Source organism: Cupriavidus sp. 05T41 (assembly GCF_056396525.1).
Genome location: NZ_JBFTLQ010000098.1, coordinates 1 through 24,963 on the forward strand (window position 1 = coordinate 1; position 24,963 = coordinate 24,963).

A 24,963-nucleotide genomic window follows, 5' to 3' on the forward strand; every position below is an offset into this window, starting at 1 on the left:
GCCCAGGCCATTCAAGCTGCTGCCGCTACCGGCTCGGGCGGCCCCGACATGGCACCCTCGTGTTTTCGTGGTGGGCGCKGTGGACCGGTACGCAAATGTGCCGGCTCACTTCTGAAGCTGGCGCTATTAGGCACCGAGGGTGCCATATCGTGGCCGCCCAACACCGAAACCCAATGCACCGGCGCCGGATCCACCACGCCCACTACGAAACCAGTGCCGGTGCCATGCCGTGGCCGCCCGAGCCGGTAACGGCAGATGCCCGAACTGGCAGAGCGCCAGCGATCAGGGGCATCACCACGAATCCAGCACCTTTCGCGGTGTAGTGGCCGTCAGCGCCGGTACCGGCAGATCCCAGCAGAACCGACACGCCCACCACGAATCCGCAAATCCCGTCACCCCTGGATTCTTCTGCCCCTCCGGCCAGGAGTCCGCTTTCTTGGCCTACTTTCTTTTCGGACAAAAGAAAGTAGGTCGCGCCGGGGGCGCGAAAGCCTTTGACTTTGATGTTGACTCTGTCTTTGACTTTGACTTTGACTTTGTCGTCGAAGCCGACTTTGACGTTAAATTCAAGCTTTTGAAGTTGATTCACACTCAAACATAACCCATCCCCCTCATGCCGCCCGCGTCATCCCTTCAACAGCCTCAGCCGGCAATCCTTCGGTCCGCCGCGCTCCCAGCGCTTCCCCGATCATCAACAGACTAGGCTGTGCCGGGTCGATCCAGGCCGCCGCTTCGCCCGCCGCCATCTGGCGCAGGGTGAATTCACGGCTACGCTGGCGTGCGGACGTTGCGGCCTCGACCACCCAGGCAGGCGTCGAAGCCGGCTTGCCGTGGGCGATCAATTGGGCGGCAATCGATGCCGCCTGGTCGCGCCCCATGTAATACACGAGCGTATCGGCCTTCACATCGGCTTCCACGTCGATCGTATCGGCGGCCTTGCTCTGGGTGGCGAAGGCGACGCTGCGCGCCACGCCACGCTTGGTCAGCGGCTTGCGGATGGCGGAGGCCGCCGCCAGCGCGGCGGTGATGCCGGGCACGATCTCGTACTCGATGCCGGCGGCTTCGAGCGCCTGCAGTTCCTCGTCGGCACGGCCGAACAGCATGGGGTCGCCGCCCTTGAGGCGCACCACGCGCTCATGCTTGCCGGCCATGTCGACGATCTGGCGGTTGATGAACAACTGCGCGGTGGAACGCTGGCCGCAGCGCTTGCCCACTTCGACAAGCTGGGCCTGCGGGCACCACGCCAGCATCTCGGGCGACACCAGCGCATCGTGCAGCACCACCTGGGCTTCGCCCAAAAGTCGTGCACCGCGCACCGTTATGAGGTCCGCAGCGCCGGGACCCGCGCCGATCAGGTAGACCTTGCCCATGCCTTGCTCCTTAGCCTTCGCTCGCTTGTTGCATACGCCTCAGGCGAATGCACGGATCATGCCAGCGGCGACGGTGTGGTTGGTCGCCTCGTCGATCAGCACGAAGGCGCCGGTGGCTGGGTTGTCGCCGTAGACATCGCAGACGATGGGCTTCTGCAGCGAGAGCTGCACGGAGCCGATATCGTTGAGGCGAATGTCGTGGCGGCCGGTCTCGTGCGACAGCGTGTGCACGTCCAGCACGCGGTCCACCGACGACACGCGCGCGAACACGCTGGCCGTGGTGTGCTTGAGCACGTACTTGCGCGCCGGATTGAGCGATTCGTCGTCGAACCAGCACAGGTCGGCGGTCAGCTTCTTGGCCGATACGCTGTCCGCGGTGGCGGCGACGAACATATCACCGCGTGATACATCCACGTCTTCGGTCAGGCGCACCGTGACGGTCTCGCCCACACTGGCCGATTCGGCCACGCCATTGGGCGTCAGCACCTCGGCCACCACCGCTTCGCGGTTGACCGGCAGCACACGCAGCTTCTGGCCCACGCGCACGGTGCCGGCCTCGACACGGCCCGCGTAGCCGCGGAAATCGTCGGCCTGGGCGCCATCCTGGCGGATCACCAGTTGCACCGGGAAACGCAGCGCGGCGTCGCCTTCGGGCGCGGGTTCTTCCACCGGCAGCGCTTCGAGCAGCGGCAGCAGCGGCTCGCCCGCGTACCACGGCATGGCCTGGCTGGCGTGCACGATATTGTCGCCGCGCAGGGCCGACACCGGCACGTAGCGCACGTCCTTCAGGCCCAGCTGGCCAGCCAGCTCGGTGTAGGCGTTGCGGATCTCGTCGAAACGCTGCTCGCTGAACTCGACCAGGTCMATCTTGTTGATGGCCACGATCACGTGCTGGATCTCCAGCAGCTTGAGGATGGCCGAATGGCGCTTGGTCTGGGCCAGCAGCTCGGCGCGGCCGTCGTTCACGGTCACGCGGGTGGCGTCGACCAGCACGATGGCGGCATGCGCGGTGGACGCGCCGGTCACCATGTTGCGGGTGTACTGCTCGTGCCCCGGCGTATCCGCGATGATGAACTTGCGGCGCGCGGTGGAGAAGTAGCGGTACGCCACGTCGATGGTGATGCCCTGCTCACGCTCGGCCTCGAGGCCGTCGGTCAGCAGCGAGAAATCGATCTGCTCGCCAGCGGTGCGCTTGTTCTTGGCGCGGGTCAGCGCGGTCAGCTGGTCCGACAATACCGCCTTGCTGTCGTACAGCAGGCGGCCGATCAGCGTGCTCTTGCCATCGTCGACCGAACCGGCGGTGATGAAGCGCAGCAGGCCTTGGTGTGATGCTTGGGTGCTCATAATCAGATCCTTTGTTCCCCCGGGGCGCTCGCTCCGGCGCAGATGCGGGAGGCAGCGCTTGGCGCGCGGGGGCGACGTGTACATCGGTACACGAGCACCCGCGCTACGACGCGATGTGCCCGCATAGGCGTCCGGTGTCAGAAGTAGCCTTCCTTCTTGCGGCGCTCCATCGASGCYTCGCTSGTCTGGTCGTCCATSCGGGTGGCGCCGCGCTCGGTGATCTCGGTCACCGCSGTCTCGGCAATGATCTCSATCGGCGAGGCCGCCACGCTGGCCACCGGGCAGGTGCAGCTGATGTCGCCGACGGTGCGGAAGCGCACGGAGAGCACYTCGCTCACGTCGCCAGCCTGCTTCGGGGTGATCGGCGTGACCGGCACCAGCAGGCCGTTCTTGCGCACCACTTCGCGCTCGTGCGCGTAGTAGATCGGCGGYAGCGCCAGCTCTTCGCGGGCGATGTACTGCCACACGTCCAGCTCGGTCCAGTTGGAGATGGGGAACACGCGCATCTGTTCGCCGGCCGCCATGCGGGCGTTGTACAGGCTCCACAGTTCGGGGCGCTGGGCCTTCGGGTCCCACTGGCCGAACTCGTCGCGGAACGAGAAGATGCGTTCCTTGGCGCGCGCCTTCTCTTCGTCGCGGCGGGCGCCGCCCATCAGCGCGTCATACTTGTGCGCCTCGATGGTTTCCAGCAGCGTCACGGCCTGGGCCGCGTTGCGCGAGTCGGTTTCCTTGCGCAGGCGCACCGTGCCGCGCTTGATGGAGTCTTCCACATGGCCCACCACCAGGCGCGCGCCGAGCTCGGCCACGCGCTGGTCGCGGAAGCTGATGACTTCCGGGTAGTTGTGGCCGGTGTCGATATGCACCAGCGGGAACGGCAGCTCGGTCTTGCGGTCGCCCAGGCGGAAGGCCTTGAGCGCCAGGTGCAGCATGACGATGGAGTCCTTGCCGCCCGAGAACAGCAGGGCCGGGTTGCGGCACTCGGCCACCACCTCGCGGATGATGTAGATGGATTCCGCCTCGAGCTTGTCGAGGTGGTCGTTCTGCACTTGCAGCAGGTGGGCCACGTCCGGCGCGCCCTTCAGTTCGTTCATGATGCCCATGTCGTTCTTGGCCTCAATGCTTGATGTTCTGTTCGTGAAGCCCGCACTCTTTCGAGTCCTTGCTCTCCCACCACCACCGTCCCGCACGCACGTCCTCGCCAGCGCGCACCGCACGCGTACAAGGCTCGCAGCCGATGCTGGGGTAGCCCTTGGCATGCAGCGCGTTGACCGGCACGTCGTGGCGCTTCAGGTAAGCCCACACCTCGGCTTCGGACCAGTCGGCCAGCGGGTTGAACTTGGGGATGCCGCGTGCTTCGTCGGTTTCCTCGAAGGGCAGCTCCGAGCGCGTCGCCGCCTGTTCGCGGCGCTGGCCCGTGAGCCAGGCATCGGCATGGGACAGCGCTCGGTTCAGCGGCTCCACCTTGCGGATGCCGCAGCAGCTCTTGCGCAGGTCCACGCTGTCGTAGAAAGCGTTCAGCCCGTGGTTCTTCAGGTAGTTCGCAATGGCCTCGGGGTCCGGCGTGAACTGTTCGATGTCGTAGCCATAGTGCGCCTTGACCGCATCCAGCACCGCCAGCGTCTCGGCGTGCAGGCGGCCGGTCTGCAGCGTGAACACGCGGATGCCGGCGCGCACGGCTTCGGAGCCGCGCAGGATCGCGTCGGTCACCACCATGTCCTCGGCAGCCAGGCTGGAGGCAAAGCGCGCGCGGAAGAAACGCCCGGCAATGCCGGCCAGGCGCAGGCCCAGCTCGCGTTCCTTGGCCTCGAGATCGGCCACGCTGCCGGTGTATTCCGGCGCCGTCCACAGCGCCGGCGGGCGCAGTCCGGAGACCGGCGCGTCGGGCGCGGCGGCGAGCGGCGACAGCACGGTCACCGGCACGCTGGCAATGGAGATCTCGCTCATGCCGTTTCCCTGCCCAGCGCTTCGGCACGGTTGCGACGGAACAGCGGCAGCGGCTCGTCCACCGATGCCTGGTACGCCACGGTGAATTCCGTGAAGCCCTTGATGGCGTCCTCGATGTTCTTGTCGGCGCGCACGGCGAAGGTATCGAAGCCGCAGCGCTTCATGAAGTTGAGCTGGTCKCGCAGCACGTCGCCGATGGCGCGCAGCTGGCCGGCCCAGTGGTAGCGCGTGCGCAGCAGGTAGGCGGTGGAGAAGCCACGGCCATCGCGGAACACGGGGAAGTCCACCGCCACCACGGACACGTTGTCGAAGGCTGCCTGCGCATCGGCCGGCTCGTCTTCGGGCGCCAGCCAGACGCCGGTGATGCCGGCCGCGCGGCCGGCCAGCACGCCGTCCTTGTGCGCCAGCCAGGCGGTCAGCGGGAACAGCACCGCGTCCTTGCCCTGGGCGGCGGCAGCGACCTGCTCGTCGGTCACGGGCTGGCCCTCGGCGCCGCGCAGCACGGTCCAGGCATCGTCGATGATGACCGGCGTGGGGTTGGCGCCTTGCTCGCCGCGTTGCAGTTGAATGATCTTTGCCATGTCTTGTTTCTCCGGTGCTCAGGCTTCGGCGCGTTCGCGCTGCTTGTCGGCGTACACCCGTTCCTTGAACGGTGCGATGCCGATGCGGCCCAGCACGTCGATAAAGCGTTCGTCCTCATGGCGGTTGGCCACGAAGGTGTCGATGATGCGCGACACCACGTCGGGCATTTCCTCGGCCTTGAACGACGGGCCGATCACCTTGCCGATGGCGCTCTTGTTGCCTTGCGCGCCGCCGAGGGTCACCTGGTACCACTCCTCGCCGTCCTTATCCACGCCGAGCACGCCGATATTGCCAACGTGGTGGTGGCCGCAGGCGTTGATGCAGCCCGAGATGTTCAGCGTGACTTCGCCCAGGTCGTGCACGTAGTCCAGGTCGTCGAAGMGCTCCTGGATGGCCAGCGCGATGGGGATCGACTTGGCGTTGGCCAGCGAGCAGAAATCCCCGCCCGGGCAGGCGATGATGTCGGTCAGCAGGCCGATGTTGGCGGTGGCCAGGCCAGCCTTCCTGGCTTCCTGCCAGAGCGCGAACAGGTCGCGCTTGCGCACGTCCGGCAGCACCAGGTTCTGCTCGTGCGCCACGCGCAGTTCGCCGTAGCCGTAACKGTCGGCCAGATCGGCCACCAGGTCGATCTGCGCATCGGTGGCGTCTCCCGGGGGGGACACCGGGCCCGGCTTGGTCGACAGGGTCACCGCGGCGTAGCCCGGCACCTTGTGCGCATGCACGCTGCGGCTCACCCAGCGGGCGAAGGCCTTGTCTTCCAGCAGKTGCTTCTCGTACGAAGCATCGGTGTCGGCCAGCTTGTCATAGGCGGGCGGCGCGAAGTACTGCGCCACGCGGTCGAACTMGGCCTGCGTGATGGTGGCGGGACCATCCTTGCTGTGCTGCCATTCTTCCTCGACTTCCTGCGCGAACTTCTCCGCGCCGATGGCCTTCACCAGGATCTTGATGCGCGCCTTGTACTTGTTGTCGCGGCGGCCATAGCGGTTGTACACGCGAATGGCCGATTCCACGTACGACAGCAGGTGCTGCCAGGGCAGGTCTTCCTTGATCACCGAACCCAGGATCGGGGTGCGGCCCAGGCCGCCGCCGGCCAGGATGCGCAGGCGCGTCTGTCCTTCGGCATTGCGGTAGGCGTAGATGCCGATATCGTGCATCTGCACCACGGCGCGGTCGTCGGCCGAAGCCGAGATGGCGATCTTGAACTTGCGCGGCAGGAAGGCGAATTCCGGCTGGAACGTGCTCCACTGGCGCAGCAGCTCGGCCAGCACGCGCGGGTCCACCGATTCGTCCGGCGCCACGCCGGCGAAGTGGTCGGTGGTGATATTGCGCACGCAGTTGCCGGAAGTCTGGATGCCGTGCATTTCCACGCTGGCCAGGTCGGCCAGCACGTCGGGCACGCGCTCGAGCTCCATCCAGTTGTACTGGATGTTCTGGCGGGTGGAGAAGTGGCCGTAGCCGCGGTCATAGGTCCGCGCGATATGGCCCAGCATGCGCATCTGCTTGCTCGACAGCAGGCCGTACGGAATCGCCACGCGCAGCATGTAGGCATGGCGCTGCATGTACAGGCCGTTCTGCAGGCGCAGCGGCAGGAATTCTTCCTCGGTCAGTTCGTCGGACAGGCGGCGGCGCACCTGGTCACGGAACTGGGCGACGCGTTCGTTGACGATGCGCTGGTCGTATTGGTCGTACTGATACATGGTGTGGGTCCGTTCAGTATTCGGTATGCGTTGAATTCAGGAGACGAGCTTGATGGCGACCAGCGTCAGCGTGGTTGCCAGCGCGGCGCGCACCAGCCGTTCGGGCAGCGCCCGCGACAATTGCGCGCCCAGCCAGATGCCGGGGATCGAGCCCACCAGCAGCGACAGCAAGAGGGTCCAGTTCACGGTGCCGAGCCACACATGGCCCAGCCCGGCCAGCGCCGTCAGCGGCACGGCGTAGGCGATATCGGTGCCCGCCACTTCGGCCGGCTTCATCTTKGGGTAGAGCAGCAGGATCAGCGTGGCGCCCACGGCGCCGGCGCCGATCGAGGACACCGTCACCAGCACGCCGATCACGGCGCCCACCAGCACGGTGGCGATGGCCTGGGCGCGGCCTTCGAGCTGGAAGCGCGGGTTGCGGGCCAGCCAGCCCAGCATCTGCTTGCGGAACAGCAGCGACAGCACCGTCAGGATCACCGACACGCCGATCGTCAGGCGGATCGCGTGCAGCCACTGCGCGTCGAGTTCGCCGGCGCTCTTGAGCACCAGGATGGCCGCCACCGCGGCCGGCAGGCTGCCGATGCACAGGCGGCGCACCACCTGCCACTGCACGTGGCCGTGGGCGCGATGCGCCAGCGTGCCGAACCCCTTGGTGATGGCGGCGAAGGCCAGGTCGGTACCGACCGCCGTGGCCGGCGAGAAGCCGAACAGCAGCGTCAGCAGCGGCGTCATGAGCGAGCCCCCGCCCACGCCCGTCAGACCGACGAGGACGCCTACTAGCAGACCGGAAACGGTATAGGCAAGGGACATGGAGGACTCACGTGCCGGCCGGTATTCCGGGGGGAGCCAGGAAGCAGGCCCACGCGCGGAGAATCCGACCGTTCATTAACAAAGTTCGAGAATCGTAATAAACTGGCCTCATATCTCAAACTAATAAGAAGTTGTTTGTTTATACGAACCCAGTTATATGAATCTGCACCAGTTCCGCTTTGTGCGTGAGGCAGTACGTCAGAACTACAACCTGACCGAAGCCGCAAAAGCGCTCTACACATCACAACCAGGTGTTTCCAAGGCCATCATCGAGCTCGAGGAAGAACTCGGGGTGGATATCTTTACCCGCCACGGCAAGCGCATCCGCAGCCTGACGGAGCCCGGCCGCCGCATCCTGGAGTCAGTGGAGAAGATCCTGCAGGAGGTGGAGAGCCTCAAGCGGGTGGGCAAGGACTACGCCGCGCAGGACCAGGGCAACTTCACCATCGCCACCACCCATACCCAGGCGCGCTACGCCCTGCCGCGGGTGATCGCCGAGTTTACCAAGCGCTACCCGAAAGTGCGCMTTTCCATACAACAGGGCAATCCCAGCCAGATTGCCGACATGGTGCTGCACGACCAGGCCGACATCGGCATCGCCACCGAGGGGATCTCCGAGGACAAGAACCTGGTCTCGCTGCCCGGTCACCAATGGCAACATGTGGTGGTGACGCCACCTGACCATCCGTTGCTGGAAAAGAAGCACCTGGCGCTGGAAGACCTGATGGCCTACCCCATCATCACCTACGACCTCAACTTCGCCGGCCGCCCCAAGATCAACAAGGCCTTCGAGCTGCGCCACCTGCAGCCGGACATCGTGCTCGAAGCCATCGACGCCGACGTCATCAAGACCTATGTCGAGATCGGCCTGGGCGTGGGCATCGTGGCCGGGCTGGCCTACGATGCCGAGCGCGACCGCAACCTGCGCGGCATCCCCGCCGGCCATCTGTTCGGCACCAATGTGACGCATCTGGCAGTCAAGCAGGGTGCCTACCTGCGCAGCTTTGTGTATACCTTTATTGAACTGTTCTCCCCCACGCTGAACCGCAAGCTGGTGGAACAGGCCATGTCCGGCGACCACGAAGCCTACGAACTCTGATTTTTTACAAGGCATCGGCMTGTCCGATGCCGACGGCGCGCCCCGGCCTGGCGCGCCCTGCCCGCCCGCCATGCGGAGCCGGCCCACTGAACTGGCCTGAAACCAATATGACGAACCAAGAACAAAGCAAGATCCACTGGACCGAAGACGGCGAAGAACGCAGTGCCAACTGGCGCTCCGAATCCAATATGCCCCCGCCCAAGCGCGTGGTCATCGCCGACGACACCACCTCCGCCGACAMCGCCTACCGCCTGGCCTGCGAGGGCACCGGCCTGCTCTGGCGCGGCGACTTCMAGAACGCGCGCCAGTTGCTGCAAGCCCTGGCCCGCCGCGCCGACAAGCCCAAGAAGGCGCACCGGAACGCCAAAGCCCAGGCCAAGCCCACCCCCACCGAGGCCTTCCACCTGCACCGCCAGGCCCAGTCGCAGCGCGCCCGCACGCTCGGCATGCTGCTGCTGCCCTTCGAGGCCGACCACAGCGTGCCCCTGCGCCGCGCACCCGACGTGACCGAGGCCTGCCGCGAAGCCCACGGCGAGGTCGATGCCCCCTACGTGGCCACCATGCGCGAACTGCTCGGCCTGATCGGCGCGCACGAATGGCGCAAGAAGGGCGTAGAGATCCCCGCCCTGGGCGAGCGCATCTACCCCTACTACGGCGTGTTCTCCCCGGTGCGCGGCGAGTACATCGACCTGGTCGCCAAGGCCCAGCTCCMGGCCAAGGCCACCGAACTCGCCTTCGACATCGGCACCGGCACCGGCGTGCTGGCCGCCCTGCTGGCCCAGCGCGGCGTCAAGCGCGTGATTGCCACCGACCAGGACCCGCGCGCCCTGGCCTGCGCCAGCGAGAACATCCAGCGCCTGCGCCTGGACCGCCAGGTGGAGATCGTCAAGGCCGACCTCTTCCCCGAAGGGCGCGCCCCGCTGGTGGTCTGCAACCCGCCCTGGGTCCCGGCGCGCGCCAACTCGCCGATCGAACATGCCGTGTACGACCCGGACAGCCAGATGCTCAAGGGCTTCCTGGCCGGCCTGGCCGACCACCTCGAACCCGGCGGCGAAGGCTGGCTGCTGCTTTCCGACCTGGCCGAGCACCTGGGCCTGCGCACGCGCGAAACGCTGCTGGGCTGGATCGATGAGGCCGGGCTGAAGATGCTGGGCCGCCTGGAAGTCAAGCCGCGCCACCCGAAGACCACCGACCAGGCAGATGCGCTGCATACGGCACGCGCGGCCGAGGTGACCTCCTTGTGGCGCCTGGGCACGCGCTGAGCGCCGGCTGACCTGCCACGCCCCCGGAAGTCACGCTCCCTCGTGCGGCCGGCCGGCGGCGAGGCACGCGGCGCATGCCGCCGTGCTGTCATGCTGCTGTAACCTGGCCGCACTAGGCTCGGCCCGACCCCGGGGAGGACGAGCCATGCAAGGTCTGGTTGGGCTGCTGGAAAAAACGCAGGCAGGTCGCGAAGCGATCGKACAACGAAGCGGGCCGCTCGACCGGCGCAGCCGCGCGCTGCTGATCATGGTCGATGGCCGCACCAGCATGGCCGACATGGTCAGCCGGGCCGCGCAGCTCGGGCTCGAAGCCAGCGCCGTCACGCAACTGCTCGAAGGCGGCCTGATCCAGGTCGCGGCCGCGGTCGCCGGCGCGGCACGAGGGGCGCCGGCGCCAGAGCAAGCGCCAGAGCAAGCGCCGGTACAAGCGCCAATGCAAGAGCCCGCGCCATCGCCCGCCGCGCCTCCCGCCGAAGCCGGCGCAAAGCGCTCGCTTGCGGCGGCGCGGATGTACCTGATGGACGTCATGGCGCGCAGCTTCGGCACCATGGACCATCCCATCCGCACCCGGCTTGTCGAAGCCACGGATCGCGCCGCCGTCGAGCAGGCATTCGAAGACTTCCGGCAGGTGCTGGGCGGCATGGCCAGCCMTTCCCTGGTCACGCATATCGAGAATTCGTTCCGCGACCTGCTGCCGCTTGGCTAAGCGGCTCGCGCAGTGGCGTGCCTGTCACGGCCCATGAGCGCAAGCCTGGAAAACGCAACATGCCGTTCGCGCCACCCGAGGCCGCGCGCCCAAAAAAAATCCCGCGACCGCCGTCGATCCCGGCCAGACTGAATCGTCGTCCTGGTAGCGGCGCGCAACGCGCCCGCCCCCCTTTTCGACGACCAAAGGAGATCAGACATGGCATACATCGATGGATTTGTCGTTCCCGTCCCCATCGCCAACCGCGAGACCTACAAGAAGATGGCCCAGGCGGCCGGCGTGGTCTTCAAGGAAAACGGCGCGCTGTCCCTGGTCGAATGCTGGGGCGACGACGTGCCCGAAGGGAAGGTCACTTCGTTCAGCATGGCCGTCCAGCGCAAGGACGACGAAGCCGTCGTCTTCTCCTGGATCACGTGGCCCGACCGCAAGACCCGCGACGCCGGCATGAAAGCCGCCATGGAAGACCCGCGCCTGAAGATGCAGGGCGAGATGCCGTTCGATGGCAAGCGGATGATCTTTGGCGGCTTCGAGGTGCTGGTGGACGCCTGAGGCAGGGAAGCCGATGCCGCCGGCAGGCGGCCTCGCCTGCGACCGGCGCCGCAGGCGCGACGCGCTCGCCACGCGCCCGACAGGAAAGCCGGCGCCACCGCGCCGGCGATTGCAAAGCCCCCATCACATCCGCTCACGCACCGGCCGCGACCCATGCCAGCCCGCAGGCCCTCCCCCCTTGCTGTTCCAATCTTGAAACAACGGCATGCGGCAAGGCCGCGCGCCCCCGCCCCGCGCGCCCCCAGCCAGACCGGCCAATATCGCATGGGCCACAGCGAACCCTTTGTGGATCGCTCCGGAACGCATATATTTCCCGTGCAGGTTCCGCCATGAATTTCATCTGCACTGCGCTCACCTGGCCATGACGGCCTKGCGGATTCCCCAAACCCAAAGATACGGAGGCTCAGCATGTCGATTCGCATTGGTGACGTGGCGCCCGATTTCACCGCGGACACCACCGAAGGGAAACTCACTTTTCACGAGTGGATTGGTGACGGTTGGGCCATCCTCTTCTCCCACCCGAAGGACTTCACCCCTGTCTGCACCACCGAACTGGGCTACCTCGCAAAGCTGAAACCCGAGTTCGACAAGCGCAACACCAAGGTCGTCGGCCTGAGCGTGGATCCTGTCAGCGATCACCACGCCTGGGCCAAGGACATCGAAGAAACCCAGGGGCACGCGCTCAACTATCCCGTCATCGGCGACGCCGACCTCAACGTGGCCAAGCTGTACGACATGATCCACCCGAATGCCAGCGGCGCCGCGCCGCGCACCGCGGTGGACAATGCCACCGTGCGCTCGGTCTTCATCATCGGCCCGGACAAGAAGGTCAAGGCGATGCTGATCTACCCGATGAGCTCCGGGCGCAACTTCGACGAGGTCATGCGGCTGCTGGATTCGGTCCAGCTCAACGCCAAGCACACGGTGGCCACGCCGGTGAACTGGAAGCCGGGCGAGGACGTCATCATCCCCACCTCGGTGTCGGACGAAGACGCCAAGAAGAAGTACCCGCAAGGGTTCAAGACGCTCAAGCCCTATCTGAKGGTGGTCGAGCAGCCCAGGTAAGCCATACCCCCTGGCCGGCCATGGCGCGTGGGATGGGACATCCCGCGCGCCATGGCGCCGGTTTCCGTACGCCCCCGCGCTACTCTCCGCCCTACCTTCCGCACMACCTTCCGCACCACCTTCCGCACCATCCCGCGCACTCGCCACGCGCACTCCCCCCGCACAACCCCACGCCAGCCCGCATCAGGCCGCACTAGCCCGGATATCTCCTGACGTCTCCCGGGCCCCCGCCGCCGTGCGGACGGGCACGCGCCACGCCCGCGCCGCAAGAAAACAGATCACGCCCCCTCCTGTCCGCCTGCCCGCCACCGGATCGGCGGACATTGCCCATAAAAGCGGCATTATCATCACTCTTAACTCAATTTGAACTGCATAGCGAAACGCTTTTAAACTTTGTTCCGCAAACACAGTCTTTTTCTTGATATGAAAACTGCTGTGCAGTACATTGTTCCGCAGTTGCTCTGGATTTGGCACGCAGGCCAGGTTCCGGCGAAGCGCTCGCTGCCGTGCCTGTTCCGGCGGGGCGACAGGAGACACGGCGCCACCGTTGGTGCCGGACTATTCGAATCGAGGTGTGGAAATGAACAACGTACCAGTCATGTTCGATCTGAGCGKGAAGGCAGCATTTGTCGCCGGGGCTTCGAGCGGCATCGGGCTGCATGTCGCCCAGGTGCTCGCCGCGGCGGGCGCCGCCGTCGCCTTGGGGGCACGGCGTGCCGACCGGCTGCAGGACGCCGTGAAGGCGCTCGCCGGGCAGGGCCATCGAAGCTGCGCGGTGAACCTGGATGTCACCGTGCCCGAGACCATCGCGCCGGCATGGGCCGAAGCGCAGGCGGCGCTCGGACAGCCCATCGACATCCTCTTCAACAACGCCGGGATCATCTACATCGAGCGCTTTGTCGACCAGGACCCCGCCGAGGTGGCGCGCATCTTCGATACGAACCTGAAGGGCGCCTTCCTCGTGGCGCAGGAAGCTGCCCGCTCGATGGCCGCCCGCAAGACCGGCTCCATCATCAACGTGACCTCCTCGGCCGGGCTGCGCGCCAGCGGCCAGCTCGCCAGCTATGGTGCCTCCAAGGCCGGGCTGGTCCACCTCACGCACATCATGGCGCTCGAACTCGGTAGCCGCGGGGTCCGGGTCAATGCGCTCGCGCCCGGCAATTTCCGCACCGACATGCACGGCAAGTTCCAGGAACACGGCTTCGAGGAAGCCATCGGCAAGCGCATTCCCATGCGGCGCTTCGGCGAGATGGACGACCTCGACGGCATCACCTTGCTGCTGGCGTCGGATGCGAGCCGCTACATCACCGGTGCCGTCATCCCGGTCGACGGCGGCCAGACGCTCAGCTGGATGTGACCCCATAAAAAAACAAAGGAGACAAGCCATGCACCGTACGCAATTCCTCAGGGGCGCCGCCGGCGCGGCGGCACTCGCGCTCGCCGGCGCGCTGTGCCCCGCGCAAGCGCAGACCTATCCGCAGAAGCCGATCCGGATCATCGTGCCATTCGCCGCCGGCGGCGCCGCGGACATCGTCGCGCGCACGCTGGCCGAGAAGATGTCGCCGCGCCTTGGCCAGCCGGTCATCGTCGACAACCGCTCGGGCGGCTCGGGAACGATCGGCGTGGATGCGGTCGCCAAGTCGCCCGGCGATGGCTACACGCTCTCGCTCGCGCTGAGCTCGCAGCTGATGATCAACCAGTACCTGTTCAAGAAGCTGCCCTACGACTCGCAGAAGGACCTGGTCCTGGTCGCCAAGGTCGCGGACTCGCCCCTCGTGCTGCTGGTGAATGCCAACGTGCCGGCCAGCAATGGCGCGGAGCTGCGCAAATACCTGACGGCGAACAAGGGCAAGCTGTCGTACGGCTCATGGGGCATCKGCACAGTGGCGCACCTGACGGCCAGCCATCTGAGCGAGATCGTCGGCGCCGACATGACGCACGTGGCGTATCGCGGCGAAGTGCCGATGCTGCAGGACCTGGTCGGCGGCAACTTGCCGATGTCCTTCGCGACCACCGTGCAGGCGGGGCAATTCATCTCGGCCGGCCGCGTGAAGGCGATCGGCGTCACGGGCACCACGCGCATCGGTTCGCTGCCGAAGATCCCGACCCTGGTCGAGGCCGGCTTCGACGACCAGATCTTCCGCGCGGTGGGGTGGATCGGGCTGTCCGCGCCAGCGGCCACGCCGAAGGCGGTCGTCCAGCGTATCTCCGACGAAGTCCGGGCCGCGCTCAGCCTGCCCGATGTGCAGCAGCGCATCAAGGATCTTGGATGGGCGCCCAGCTACCTCGGTCCCGCGGATTTCGCCGCCACGTACCAGCGCGAGCTTCCGCTGTGGAAGGGCCTCGTGAAGCAATCCGGCGCAACGCTCGACTGATCCCGCCGCATGACCATGACCAGACACGAGACAGCMATGACGACAGCACAGCGCATCGCGCAGACCGTTCCCGCGCAAACCGCGGCACAGGAAATCAGCGAGTGGTTCTTCGACATCTACCTGCCCGCCTGGATCGGCATGGGTGCGAACCCCTCCGACAGCGTCGACGGCATCCTCGATTACTGGGGATACCCGCTGCATGCGGCCTCCGTCAACATGACCACTTGCCTKATGACCGGCGACGACGTCATCAGGCTGCTGCGGGCCAACCAGGACCCGCTGCAGGCGCAGCACTATACCCACACGACGATCCTCKACCGCAAGGTGGTCGGCTACAACAGCAACGCAGGCTCCATCGACGTGATCTGGTCCCGCCGCCGCGCGGACGAATCGGAGATCGAGCGGCGTGCCGTCCATTTCGAGATCCATCGCACCGCGCAGGGGTGGCGCATCCTCGCGCTCGCCAGCCTGCTGACCGACCGCGACGCGCTGGACGACATCTGGGAAACCGCTTAAGGAACACGACATGACATCGCAACCATCCGACATCGTTCTCTACGAACTGAAGCAGAACGTCGCCATCGTGACGCTCAACCGCGCGCCGCAGAACCGCCTGACGCGGCCCCTGTTCACGCAGCTCGACCAGGCGGTGCGCCGCGGCGTGCGCGAAGGCGCCCGCTGCATCCTGTTCCGGGGCAACGGCGACGACTTCTGCCAGGGCGGCGATTTCCGCGAATKGCCCGACCTGAAGACCCACGCCGAGCGGCGCGAGCGCTTTGGCTTCTCCAACGGCGTGCTGAACATGATCGAGTCGCTCTCGATCCCGACGGTGACGCAGGTGCACGGCCGCGCGTTCGGTGGCGGCTTCGAACTCGCCCTGCATACGGACATCATCATCGCCGCCGAATCCGCGCGCTTCCGCTTCTCCGAAGCCACGCTGGGCGTGGCGCCGCTGGCCGGCGGCGTGCAGCGCATCGCCGAGCGCGCCGGCCGCGCGGTGGCCAGCCGGCTGGTGATCCTGTCCGAGGAAATCGGCGCGGGCGAGGCCAAGGCCATGAACATCGTGGCCAGGGTCGTGCCGGACGCGGAACTGAGCGATGCCGCCTTCGACTGCGCGGCGAAGCTGGCCGCCGGCCCCACCCGCGCGCACGCCGTCACCAAGGCGATCCTCGCCGCGTGGTCGGCCGGTGGCGTGCGCGCGGCGGACGAAGCCATGATCGAACACGTCTCGGTGCTGTTGACGACGGACGACGTGCGGCGCGGCGTGGCGTCGGCCACCCAGGCCTTCGAGTCGGGTGCCGCGCGCCCCGCCATCGAATTCAGCGGGCAGTAGAGCGCCCYCCCCAGCCTTCCACAGCCTTCCCTAGGTTTCCCTAGCCTTCCCCCGGTCCAAGCCATGCACACCATGCAACCCGAAGAACACTATGTCCCGGTCGGGGACGACGTCAATCTCCACGCCTGGGTATTCCGCCCCGTCGCGGGCACCGGCCCGTTCCCCGCGATCACGATGGCCCACGGCTTCTCGGGCATCAAGTACCGCGGCCTGCAACAGTACGCCGAGCGCTTCGCCGCGGCGGGATTCATCGTCATCGTGCACGACCACCGCAACTTCGCGCTCAGCGGCGGCGCCGTGCGCGGCGATATCGATCCGTGGCAACAGATCGCGGACTGGCGGCGCGTCGTCTCGTACCTGGAATCCTTGCCTGGCGTCGACACATCGCGGATCGGCGTGTGGGGGACCAGCTACGCGGGCGGCCATGCCATCGTCCTGGGCGCCACCGATTCGCGCATCCGCACGGTCGTGGCACAGGTGCCGCTGATGAGCGGCTACGAACAGAGCCTGCGGCGCGTGTCCGCCGAGATACGGCCGGCGCAGCAGGCGCTGTTCAACGACGACGACCGCGCGCAGCTGCGCGGCGAGCCGCCCATGCGGCAGCGGGTGGTCAGCACCGATATGTCCGTGCGCGCGGCTTATCGCTCGCAGGACATGATCGATTTCCACGATGCATTCCACACGCCCGACGGCGTGGAAGACAGCGAGTACGTCACCATCCGCTCCACCCGCATGGCGCAGATGTACGAGCCCTGGCACTGGATCTCCCGCATCGCGCCCAAGCCGCTGCTGATGGTGGTGGCCGACAACGACGTGATCACGCCGACGGACCTCGCGCTCGCCGGCTACGAACGCGMGCTGGAACCCAAGCGGCTCAAGATGATCAAGGGCGGTCACTTCGACGCCTACCAGGGCGAGTTCGAGCACTCCAGCACCGCCGCGCGCGACTGGTTTGCCGAGCACTTGTCGCAACGATGATGTCCGGAGCGCCCATGGATCCCACTGCAATGACGCATCCGGAGGCGACGCAAGCCGGCGCCGGCAAGGGCCTGCTGGTCTTCGTGCACGGCTACCTCGACGGCCCCGAGACCTGGCAGCCGCTCCTTGCGGCGCTGCACCTGCCAGGATGGCGCCACCTTGTCGTCCGGCTGGCGGCGAGCGGCGACGCCTCGGCAAGCTCGCAGGCCCTGCTGGCAGCCTATGCGGCGCAGGTGGCCGCGGGTGTCGCCGCGTCCGGCCACCACGCCGGGCAACCGGTGGTGGTGATCGGCCACAGCATGGGCGGCCAGGTTGCCGAACTCGCGGCGGCGGGGGTGGCGGGCGGTGTCTCGGGCCTGGTACTCATCACGCCCGCGCCGCTGCGCGGCTACCCGCTTCCCCCGGCGGTGCTGGAGAAATTCCAGTCCCGCGCCGGCCTGACCGACCTGGCGCAGATCAGGGACGGCAAGCGCGCGTTGACGATCAATCCCGACGACGCCGCGCTGGATGTGCTCGCCGCCACCACCGCCAGGACCAGCCGCGCGTTCGCGCTGGAACAGCTGCGCGCCTGGAGCGGCGGGCATCCGGCCGGTGCCGATGCGTCGGCTGTCGGCTCCCCTGTCCTGACCATCACGACCGATGACAAGTTCTTCACCGCCGCCTTGCTGGAAGACGGGGCGAAGCGCTTCGCCAGCGCCACGATCGACCATGTGGCCGACGCCGGACACTGGCCCCAGGTAGAGCAGCCGGCACGGCTGGCCCGCTTCATCGAGCGCTTTATCGAACGCATCATCGAACGCCGCATTGCGCGCATCGGCCCGCAGTGACCACCKGGCAGCCTTGCACGCAAGTGCAGGCTCCCGGAGACCAACGACAAAAGCATGACKAGGAGACCAACGATGCCGGCCACGGACCAAGCGGACAATGCAGATACCGCACACGCACCGGACTACCAGTTGCTGATCAGGCAGCTCCTGCTATCGCCGCTCTCGTACGCGCCCGGGCAGGAGATCGTGTACCGGGACGCCGCGCGCTACACCTACCGCACGCTGGGCGAGCGCATCGGCCGCCTTGCCAGTGGCCTGGCTTCGCTGGGCGTCGGCTACGGCGACACAGTGGCCATCCTCGACTGGGACAGCCATCGCTACCTGGAATGCTTCTTTGCCGTGCCCATGATGGGCGCCGTGCTGCAGACGGTGAACGTACGGCTGAGCCCCGAGCACGTGCGCTACACGCTGGCGCACGCCGCGCCGAAGGTGATGCTGGTCCACCATGATTTCCTCGACCTGGTGCTCGGCATGCGCGACCAGCTCCCGTCGGTGGAGCATGTGGTCGTGATCGACGACGGGCATGCCGCTTCGCAGGCGCCTGCCTACGAGGCGCTGCTGGCCGCGTCCGCGCCGGACTTCGCGTTCCGGGATTTCAGCGAGAACACGCGTGCCACCGTCTTCTATACCAGCGGCACCACGGGGCTGCCCAAGGGCGTCTACTACACGCACCGCCAGATCGTGTTGCACACGCTGGCGGTCGTCGCCATGTTTGCCATGCCGGCGCAGCAGGGGCGCTTCCACCGCGGCGACGTCTACATGCCGATCACGCCGATGTTCCACGTGCACGCCTGGGGCATGCCCTACGCCGCCACCATGATGGGCGTGAAGCAGGTCTACCCGGGGCGCTACTCGGCCGACCAGCTATTGCAACTGCAGCAGCGCGAGGGCGTGACCTTCTCGCACTGCGTGCCGACCATCCTTCACATGCTGCTGGCAGAGGCGCAGAAGACGCAATCCGACCTGGCCGGCTGGAAGATCATCGTGGGCGGCGCCGCCTTGTCGAAGAGCCTCGCAGGCGCGGCGCTGGCGCGCGGCATCGACGTCTTCTGCGGCTACGGCATGTCCGAGACCTGCCCGTTCATCACCAGCGCCCAGGTCGACGAAGCCATGCTGGCGGGCGAACCGGCCGAGTGGCTGCCGGCGCGGCTGTCCGCCGGCCGGCCGCTGCCGCTGGTCGATCTCAGGCTTGCCGATCMGCAGATGGCCTTCCAGCCGCACGACGGCGAATCCGCCGGCKAGATCGTCTTGCGCGCACCGTGGCTCACGCCCGGCTACCTGGGCGACGACGACGCATCGCGCAAGCTGTGGACCGGCGGCTACCTGCACACCGGCGACATCGGCACGATCGACGCCGGCGGCTACCTGCGCATCAGCGACCGGCTCAAGGATGTCATCAAGACCGGCGGCGAATGGATCTCCTCCTACGCGGTGGAAGACTGCATCTGCCAGCACCCTTCGGTCAGCGAAGCGGCGGTGATCGGCGTGAGCGACGAGAAATGGGGCGAACGCCCGATGGCGCTGGTCGTGCTCAAGTCCCCCGCGGACGAGAGCGTGAGCGCCGATGCCATTCGCGCGCATCTGCACGCGTATGTGGCCAGCGGCACGATTTCCCGGTACGCGGTGCCGGAGCGATATCTCTTCGTTGCCAGCCTGCCGCGAACCAGCGTGGGGAAGTATGACAAGAAGGCCATGCGCGCMGCCCTGGCATGACGGCATGGCAAGCCCTGGCATCCGGCGCGTGGCGGCATCTATGCTATTTTGTGCGGCTGGACGGTGGTGACCGGCCTGGCGCACCAACCACCGGGCGGCGCGCACGCGCAACACCACGATTTTTCGGCTAGATGGGAACAGGACAAGATGGCAAGGCGCAACGAGACTTCCGCTGAACGAGAGCTYTCCACCGCGGAGGAACGTGAGGACGGCGAGGACGAAGCGTCCCCCGAAGGCGCGCAGGACCGCCACTTCGTGACCGCGCTGGCACGCGGGCTGGAAGTGCTMAGCGCCTTCCGCAGCGGCGACACCTTCCTGGCCAACCACGAGATCGCCGAGCGCTGCGGCCTGCCCAAGTCCACCGTCACGCGGCTGACCTACACGCTGACCAAGCTCGGCTACCTGCATGTGGTGCCGGACAGCGGCAAGTACCGCCTCGGCACCGCCACCGGCGCGCTGGGCAGCGCCATGCTCTCCAACCTGGACGTGCGCCAGGTCGCGCGCCCGTTCATGCAGCGCCTCGCGGTCGACACCGGCGCCGTGGTGGCCATGTCCACCCGCGACCGGCTTTCCATGCTCTACCTGGAATGCTGCCGCAGCACGTCCATCGTCACCCTCAGCCTCGACGTGGGATCGCGCATCGCGCTCGGCACCTCCGCCGCCGGCCGCGTGTACCTCGCCAGCCTGCCCGCCGGCGAGCGCGCCGAAGTCATGGAGCGCATCCGCGCACTGGATGAAGGCGCCTGGCCTGCCGTGGAGCACGGCATCGCCAGCGCGATGGAGGAATTGCGCACCACCGGCTGCGTCACCTCCCTCGGCGAATGGGTCAAGGAAGTCCACGGCATCGCCACCTCCTTCACCCCCGGACGCGGCCTGCCCGCGATGGCGATCAGCGTCGCCGGTCCGGCGCAGACGTTCTCGGCGCAGCGCATGCGCGAACAGGTAAGGCMGCTGCTGATCGAGACGGTTCGCGAAATCGAGCGCACCCTCGGGCAGCAGTTMGGGGCAAGGTAAGCGGCGCGCCGCCGCCGACGCTGACCKGGCGGCCGCGCCGATCAGCCCGGCACCTGGCATACCGATGCGTCATGGCTTCGCCGGCGCCTGCAGCGCCGAGCGCACCACAAACGTGAATTGCGCGACGCGCGGAAACGGCAAGAACGCGCGATCCGCGCCTGGTTTCGCGCCTGGTTTCGCGCCTGGTTTCGCGTCTGGTTCCGCGCCAGCAAGTGCGCAGGCGCCTACATCCCCTTGAACAGGTCGGCATAGAGCCGGCTCACGCCGACCTTGTCGTCGCTGCCGCGCAGGGTCAGCGTGATCTTGCCGGCATCGTCGCGCGTGGCGGTGGCGATGGCGTCCGCGCGCACGATGGTGCCGCGGTGGACCTGCCAGAACACCTGCGGGTCCAGCCGCGCCTGCAACTCGCGCAGCGACAGGCGAATCCAGTGCTGGCCGCCGCCCGCGGTGACCACGCGCACGTATTTGTCGTCGGCCTCGAAGTAGAGCACCTCCGCGACGGGCACCATGGTGATGGTGCTGCCCGCGCTGGCCTGGATGACCTTGAGTGGCTGGCTGGATCCGGAAGCCGGCGCCAGCGGCGAGCCCGCGCCGAGCAGCGTGCGCAACTGTGCCAGCGTGGCGTCGGACGCGGGGCTCTGCGCGCGCTGCGCCAGCGCGGCCTGCAGGCGCGTGCATGCCTTGGCCAGCCGCTCGGGCTGCACGGGCTTGAGGATGTAGTCCGCCGCGGCCTGCTCGAAGGCGTGCAGCGCATAGTTGTCGAACGCGGTGACGAACACCACCAGCGGGAACGGCTTGCCCCCGGCAGGCCAGTCCTCGGCCAGGACCTGCGCGGCTTCCAGTCCGGACATGCCAGGCATGCGGATATCGAGGAAAAGCAGGTCCGGTTGCAGCGCCAGCGCCTGCGTCACGGCGGCGGCGCCGTCGCCCACGGTGGCGAGGATGCGCAGGTCCGGCCACAAGCGCGAGAGCTCGGCCCGCAGGTCGGCGGCGAGCAGGATTTCGTCTTCGGCGATGAGGGCGGTGGCTTGCATTGGGTATGACGTGGCGGCGGGAGCGTCGGGTCAGGAGAGCGGGATGCGTACGGTGGCCAGCGTGCCGCCATCGGCATCGCCGGCCTTGTCCAGGGTGAAGCTGGCCTGGGTGCCGAAGAGCTGGGCCAGCCGCTCGCGCACTTGCGCGGTGCCGAAGCAGGTGGCGTCCTTCGGCGGCGCCAGCGGCGACACGCGCAGGCCCATGCCGGTGTCGCGCACCGTCAGGACCAGCACATTGCCATCCCGGCGCGCGGCGAGCCGGATCACGCCACCTGCGAGCTTGGGCTCCAGCCCGTGCTTGATGGCGTTCTCCACCAGCGGCTGCAGCAGCAGCGGCGGCACCGGCAGGCCGGCGAGTTCGGGCGGCAGGTCCAGTTCGGTGCGCAGGCGCTCGCCCATGCGGACCTCCATCAGGCCGAGGTAGTCGGCCACGCGCGCGAACTCCGACGACAGCGGATGCGGACCGGAACGCGATGCCTCCAGCGTGGCGCGCAGGAACGCGATCAGCTGGTTGAGCATGTGCTGGGCGCGCTGCGGGTCCTGGCCGATCAGCGCGCGCAGGTTGCCCAGCGTGTTGAACAGCATGTGCGGCTCGAGCTGTGACTCCAGCAGCCGCAGCTGGTTCTCCGCCGCGCTGCGCAGCGCGGCCTGCTCGCGCGCGGCCATGGCGGCCATGCGGCCGCGCGTGTAGAAGAAGTAGCTGATGGCGGCGGCCAGCGCCATGACCACGGTGGTGCTGAGCGCGAGCGCGCGCGGGTTGCGTGCCAGCTCCGCCGGGCTGCCGTAGGAGCCGGTCAGCCAGCCGGCCACGGCACTGCCGCCGAAATAGCCCAGCACGCCGGACACCAGCACCCACGGGAACATCAGCCGGTAGTCCGGCCAGGCACGCCCGCCCGGGGCGCGCTCCGACTGCACGCCCAGGCGCAGCATGCCGTAGCGCCCGCCCTGGATAAGCGCCTGGATMAGCGCGGTGATGCAGATGGAATAGATCAGGTTGGTGCCGAACTGCTCGCGGTAAAGCGTGCTGAAGAACAGCGCGGCGCCGAATGCCACGGGCACGCCGATGCGCAGCTCKCGCAGGAACCAGTGCAAGGGGCGGCGTGGAATGGTGGCTTGCATGGAGAGGGAAACCGGTATCGAAGCGTTCAGCCGATGACGCCGGCCGCTGGCRTCTGCCTGKCCGCCCGCCACATCGCCAGGCCGCGTGCGAGGAAGATACCGCTAACCGCGCCGGAAGCAAAGCCGGCCGCCAGCGCGGCGCGCGGATCGGCCAGCCACGCCGCGTGCATGGCGTGGCCGGCGCCCAGGCCGAAGCGCATGGCGAACATGCACAGGATCAGCCCCAGCGGCACCCAGCTGCCGGGCACGTACAGCCGCCGCGCGGCATCCTCCCGGCGGATCCCGCCCCAGGCGCCGGCCATGTTGCACAGCACCAGCGCGGCGGCGGCGCCGGCGCTCCAGGCGGCCAGCGCGCCCGGCTGCCCCGGGAAGAAGCCGAGGGTCCCGACGAGCGAGACCACGGCCATGGCCCCAGGCATGGCGGCGCCGCGCAACAGGGTCATGCGGCGGGGCACGGCCTGCGCCCGGCCCAGCGCGACGAGTGCGGCCAGCAGGATCCAGACCCAGGCGGGCGTATGTTGGAGKAGATTGGCTGTCATGGCGGCGCTCCGGTGTATGAAGGCATGAAAGGCGTCGGGATGCGCCATGGTGCCGGGGCACGCCGCCGGCGGGGAGCCGCCCGTGACGGAATGCGGGTGCGCGTCGCCAGATGCGGGCGGCGCGGCGCGAGCCGTKGCGGGCAGCTTTCGCAACATGGGCGATTCCGGATACGATGGCGGCCAGCCACGCACGGTTTCCCGCGGTAGTACATCGAGCCAGAACATAAAACGAGGAAGACACGCATGCCCTTGCCCAGCCGCCCTGCCCCCGCTGCCTCCGCTGCCTCCACCCTGCGCCTTGCCGCCGCCGTCGCCTGTGGCGTCGCCGCGCTCGCGGCCGGCACGGCCCGCGCCGACATCCGCGTGGGCATCGACGTGTCCACCACCGGCCCGGCCGCCTCCATCGGCATCCCGTCCAAGAACACGGTGCTGATGTGGCCGCAGACGCTGGGCGGGCAGCGCGCGCAGTACGTGATCCTGGACGATGGCTCCGACCCGGCCGCGGCCGTGCGCAACGTGCGCAAGCTGATTTCCGAGGAAAAGGTCGACGTGGTGGTAGGCCCCAATATCACCCCCACGGCGATCGCCGCGCTGGACGCGGTGGCCGAAGGCGAGACGCCGATGGTGGCGCTGGCGGCATCGGCCGCCATCATCGAGCCGCAGTCGGACCCGAAGCGGCGCTGGGCCTTCAAGATGCCGCAGAACGATTCGCACATGGCCACGGTGCTGACCGAGTACATGAGCAACCACGGCGTGACGACGGTGGGCTTCATCGGCTTCAGTGACGCCTATGGCGAGAGCTGGTGGCGCGAGTTCTCCAGGCTGGCGGAACTGCGCAAGATCAAGGTGGTGGCCAGCGAGCGCTTCTCGCGCAACGATACCTCGGTGACCGGGCAGGTGCTCAAGCTGATGGCCGCCAATCCGGATGCGATCCTGGTCGCCGGCGCGGGCACGCCGTCGGTGCTGCCGCAGAAGACGCTGGCCGAGCGCGGCTAYAAGGGCCGCGTGTACCAGACGCACGGCATCGCCACCTGGGATTTCCTGCGCATGGGYGGCAAGGACGTGGAAGGCACGCTGTTCCCCACCGGGCCGGTGGTGGTGGCGCGCCAGCTGCCGGACAGCCATCCGGTGAAGAAGGTGGCGCTGGATTTCCTGACGCGCTACGAGGCCAGATATGGCACCGACAGCATCACCCAGTTCGCCGGCGACGCCTGGGGCGCGTGGATGCTGCTCGACGATGCGGTGCGCCGCGCGGGCAAGGGCGGCGCGCAGCCGGGCACGAAGGCATTCCGCCATGCCATGCGCGATGCGCTGGAGAACACCACCAACCTGACCATTCCCAACGGCGTGATGAACATGAGCGAGAAGGACCACCAGGGCTTCGATCAGCGCTCGCGCGTGATGGGCGTGATCCGCAACGGCAAGTTTGCCTACGCGTCTGACAAGTAAGGATGTCCTGCCATGACCGATACAGTTTCCCGGCCCCCTGAATCCCTGACCCTCGGCTTTATCGGCCTGGGCGCCATGGGCACGCCGATGGTGCGCCACCTGATCGCCGCCGGCCACGGCGTGCGCGCCCTTGTGCGCCGCCCCGAGGCCGCCG

The 24,963-nt window shown here is 67.6% G+C and carries 27 protein-coding genes; 15 read left to right on the top strand and 12 right to left on the bottom strand.

All coding sequences use genetic code 11. From position 1 onward, the window contains the following. Window positions 1-202 precede the first annotated feature (202 nt). From AC1DKV_RS34980 to AC1DKV_RS35015, 8 genes are all read right to left on the bottom strand, one after another. Complete coding sequence (locus AC1DKV_RS34980) at window positions 203-589, bottom strand: hypothetical protein (RefSeq protein WP_441618685.1); 387 nt, start codon at window positions 587-589, stop codon at window positions 203-205. 22 nt (window positions 590-611) lie between these two features. After that, entirely contained in the window at window positions 612-1,370 is a 759-nt protein-coding gene (cobA, locus tag AC1DKV_RS34985) for a uroporphyrinogen-III C-methyltransferase (protein ID WP_441618683.1), read from the bottom strand. A 39-nt stretch (window positions 1,371-1,409) separates the two neighbouring features. Beyond that, window positions 1,410-2,714, bottom strand: coding sequence for a sulfate adenylyltransferase subunit 1 (locus tag AC1DKV_RS34990; protein WP_477139141.1), 1,305 nt, complete (start codon window positions 2,712-2,714; stop codon window positions 1,410-1,412). A 137-nt stretch (window positions 2,715-2,851) separates the two neighbouring features. After that, window positions 2,852-3,814, bottom strand: coding sequence for a sulfate adenylyltransferase subunit CysD (cysD, locus tag AC1DKV_RS34995; RefSeq protein ID WP_477139142.1), 963 nt, complete (start codon window positions 3,812-3,814; stop codon window positions 2,852-2,854). Window positions 3,815-3,827: 13 nt separating this feature from the next. Further along, the gene (locus AC1DKV_RS35000) at window positions 3,828-4,658 is read right to left on the bottom strand and encodes a phosphoadenylyl-sulfate reductase (RefSeq protein ID WP_441618677.1); all 831 of its coding nucleotides are present in this window, start codon (window positions 4,656-4,658) and stop codon (window positions 3,828-3,830) included. Beyond that, entirely contained in the window at window positions 4,655-5,239 is a 585-nt protein-coding gene (locus AC1DKV_RS35005) for a DUF934 domain-containing protein (protein WP_441618675.1), read from the bottom strand. Before AC1DKV_RS35005 ends, AC1DKV_RS35000 begins: the two co-directional genes overlap by 4 nt. Before the next feature lie 18 nt (window positions 5,240-5,257). Continuing rightward, window positions 5,258-6,937 carry a nitrite/sulfite reductase gene (locus AC1DKV_RS35010; protein ID WP_477139143.1) on the bottom strand — a complete coding sequence of 560 codons (1,680 nt, stop codon included), beginning with the start codon at window positions 6,935-6,937 and terminating at the stop codon, window positions 5,258-5,260. Window positions 6,938-6,973: 36 nt separating this feature from the next. Continuing rightward, window positions 6,974-7,747, bottom strand: coding sequence for a sulfite exporter TauE/SafE family protein (locus tag AC1DKV_RS35015; RefSeq protein ID WP_441618671.1), 774 nt, complete (start codon window positions 7,745-7,747; stop codon window positions 6,974-6,976). Window positions 7,748-7,904: 157 nt separating this feature from the next. Here AC1DKV_RS35015 and AC1DKV_RS35020 point away from each other — a divergent pair, with 157 nt between their 5' ends. The 5 genes from AC1DKV_RS35020 to AC1DKV_RS35040 all read left to right on the top strand — a co-directional run bounded on the left by AC1DKV_RS35020 (window position 7,905) and on the right by AC1DKV_RS35040 (window position 12,428). Next, entirely contained in the window at window positions 7,905-8,846 is a 942-nt protein-coding gene (locus AC1DKV_RS35020; protein WP_477139144.1) for a CysB family HTH-type transcriptional regulator, read from the top strand. A gap of 107 nt (window positions 8,847-8,953) precedes the next feature. Continuing rightward, entirely contained in the window at window positions 8,954-10,108 is a 1,155-nt protein-coding gene (locus tag AC1DKV_RS35025; protein WP_477139145.1) for a methyltransferase, read from the top strand. Between the two features lie 145 nt (window positions 10,109-10,253). Further along, window positions 10,254-10,814, top strand: coding sequence for a hypothetical protein (locus AC1DKV_RS35030; protein ID WP_477139146.1), 561 nt, complete (start codon window positions 10,254-10,256; stop codon window positions 10,812-10,814). Between the two features lie 198 nt (window positions 10,815-11,012). Then, the gene (locus AC1DKV_RS35035) at window positions 11,013-11,363 is read left to right on the top strand and encodes a DUF1428 domain-containing protein (RefSeq protein WP_441618663.1); all 351 of its coding nucleotides are present in this window, start codon (window positions 11,013-11,015) and stop codon (window positions 11,361-11,363) included. Window positions 11,364-11,771: 408 nt separating this feature from the next. Then, window positions 11,772-12,428 (top strand): peroxiredoxin, encoded by a 657-nt coding sequence (locus AC1DKV_RS35040; RefSeq protein WP_477139147.1) that lies wholly within the window; start codon window positions 11,772-11,774, stop codon window positions 12,426-12,428. Window positions 12,429-12,611: 183 nt separating this feature from the next. Here the strand turns inward: AC1DKV_RS35040 and AC1DKV_RS35045 are convergent, their stop codons facing one another. Further along, window positions 12,612-12,902 (bottom strand): hypothetical protein, encoded by a 291-nt coding sequence (locus AC1DKV_RS35045; RefSeq protein ID WP_441618659.1) that lies wholly within the window; start codon window positions 12,900-12,902, stop codon window positions 12,612-12,614. A gap of 106 nt (window positions 12,903-13,008) precedes the next feature. Between AC1DKV_RS35045 and AC1DKV_RS35050 the strand changes: the two genes are divergently transcribed. The 8 genes from AC1DKV_RS35050 to AC1DKV_RS35085 all read left to right on the top strand — a co-directional run bounded on the left by AC1DKV_RS35050 (window position 13,009) and on the right by AC1DKV_RS35085 (window position 20,668). After that, on the top strand, window positions 13,009-13,785 hold the full coding sequence (locus tag AC1DKV_RS35050) for an SDR family NAD(P)-dependent oxidoreductase (RefSeq protein ID WP_477139148.1): 777 nt from the start codon (window positions 13,009-13,011) through the stop codon (window positions 13,783-13,785). A 28-nt stretch (window positions 13,786-13,813) separates the two neighbouring features. Then, complete coding sequence (locus tag AC1DKV_RS35055; RefSeq protein WP_477139149.1) at window positions 13,814-14,803, top strand: Bug family tripartite tricarboxylate transporter substrate binding protein; 990 nt, start codon at window positions 13,814-13,816, stop codon at window positions 14,801-14,803. A 36-nt stretch (window positions 14,804-14,839) separates the two neighbouring features. Continuing rightward, on the top strand, window positions 14,840-15,319 hold the full coding sequence (locus tag AC1DKV_RS35060) for a DUF6841 family protein (RefSeq protein ID WP_477139150.1): 480 nt from the start codon (window positions 14,840-14,842) through the stop codon (window positions 15,317-15,319). Window positions 15,320-15,329: 10 nt separating this feature from the next. After that, complete coding sequence (locus tag AC1DKV_RS35065; RefSeq protein WP_477139151.1) at window positions 15,330-16,136, top strand: enoyl-CoA hydratase/isomerase family protein; 807 nt, start codon at window positions 15,330-15,332, stop codon at window positions 16,134-16,136. 63 nt (window positions 16,137-16,199) lie between these two features. After that, window positions 16,200-17,114: an alpha/beta hydrolase gene (locus AC1DKV_RS35070; RefSeq protein WP_477139152.1), complete on the top strand. Its 915-nt coding sequence runs from the start codon at window positions 16,200-16,202 to the stop codon at window positions 17,112-17,114. A 14-nt stretch (window positions 17,115-17,128) separates the two neighbouring features. Beyond that, on the top strand, window positions 17,129-17,941 hold the full coding sequence (locus AC1DKV_RS35075) for an alpha/beta fold hydrolase (protein WP_441618649.1): 813 nt from the start codon (window positions 17,129-17,131) through the stop codon (window positions 17,939-17,941). A gap of 72 nt (window positions 17,942-18,013) precedes the next feature. Next, window positions 18,014-19,654, top strand: a complete 1,641-nt coding sequence (locus AC1DKV_RS35080) for a fatty acid--CoA ligase (protein WP_477139153.1) — start codon at window positions 18,014-18,016, stop codon at window positions 19,652-19,654. Between the two features lie 147 nt (window positions 19,655-19,801). Further along, window positions 19,802-20,668, top strand: a complete 867-nt coding sequence (locus tag AC1DKV_RS35085; RefSeq protein ID WP_477139154.1) for an IclR family transcriptional regulator — start codon at window positions 19,802-19,804, stop codon at window positions 20,666-20,668. Window positions 20,669-20,892: 224 nt separating this feature from the next. Here the strand turns inward: AC1DKV_RS35085 and AC1DKV_RS35090 are convergent, their stop codons facing one another. Genes AC1DKV_RS35090 through AC1DKV_RS35100 form a run of 3 tightly spaced genes read right to left on the bottom strand, consistent with a single transcriptional unit; the run spans window position 20,893 to window position 23,360 of the window. Beyond that, the gene (locus AC1DKV_RS35090) at window positions 20,893-21,702 is read right to left on the bottom strand and encodes a LytR/AlgR family response regulator transcription factor (RefSeq protein WP_441650180.1); all 810 of its coding nucleotides are present in this window, start codon (window positions 21,700-21,702) and stop codon (window positions 20,893-20,895) included. A 30-nt stretch (window positions 21,703-21,732) separates the two neighbouring features. Further along, window positions 21,733-22,821 (bottom strand): sensor histidine kinase, encoded by a 1,089-nt coding sequence (locus AC1DKV_RS35095; protein WP_441618642.1) that lies wholly within the window; start codon window positions 22,819-22,821, stop codon window positions 21,733-21,735. Window positions 22,822-22,847: 26 nt separating this feature from the next. After that, window positions 22,848-23,360: a DUF6622 family protein gene (locus AC1DKV_RS35100; RefSeq protein WP_477139155.1), complete on the bottom strand. Its 513-nt coding sequence runs from the start codon at window positions 23,358-23,360 to the stop codon at window positions 22,848-22,850. A 243-nt stretch (window positions 23,361-23,603) separates the two neighbouring features. Between AC1DKV_RS35100 and AC1DKV_RS35105 the strand changes: the two genes are divergently transcribed. Continuing rightward, complete coding sequence (locus tag AC1DKV_RS35105; RefSeq protein ID WP_441618638.1) at window positions 23,604-24,809, top strand: ABC transporter substrate-binding protein; 1,206 nt, start codon at window positions 23,604-23,606, stop codon at window positions 24,807-24,809. Window positions 24,810-24,821: 12 nt separating this feature from the next. Then, on the top strand, window positions 24,822-24,963 hold a 142-nt coding region (locus AC1DKV_RS35110; protein WP_477139156.1), incomplete at its 3' end, for an NAD(P)-binding domain-containing protein.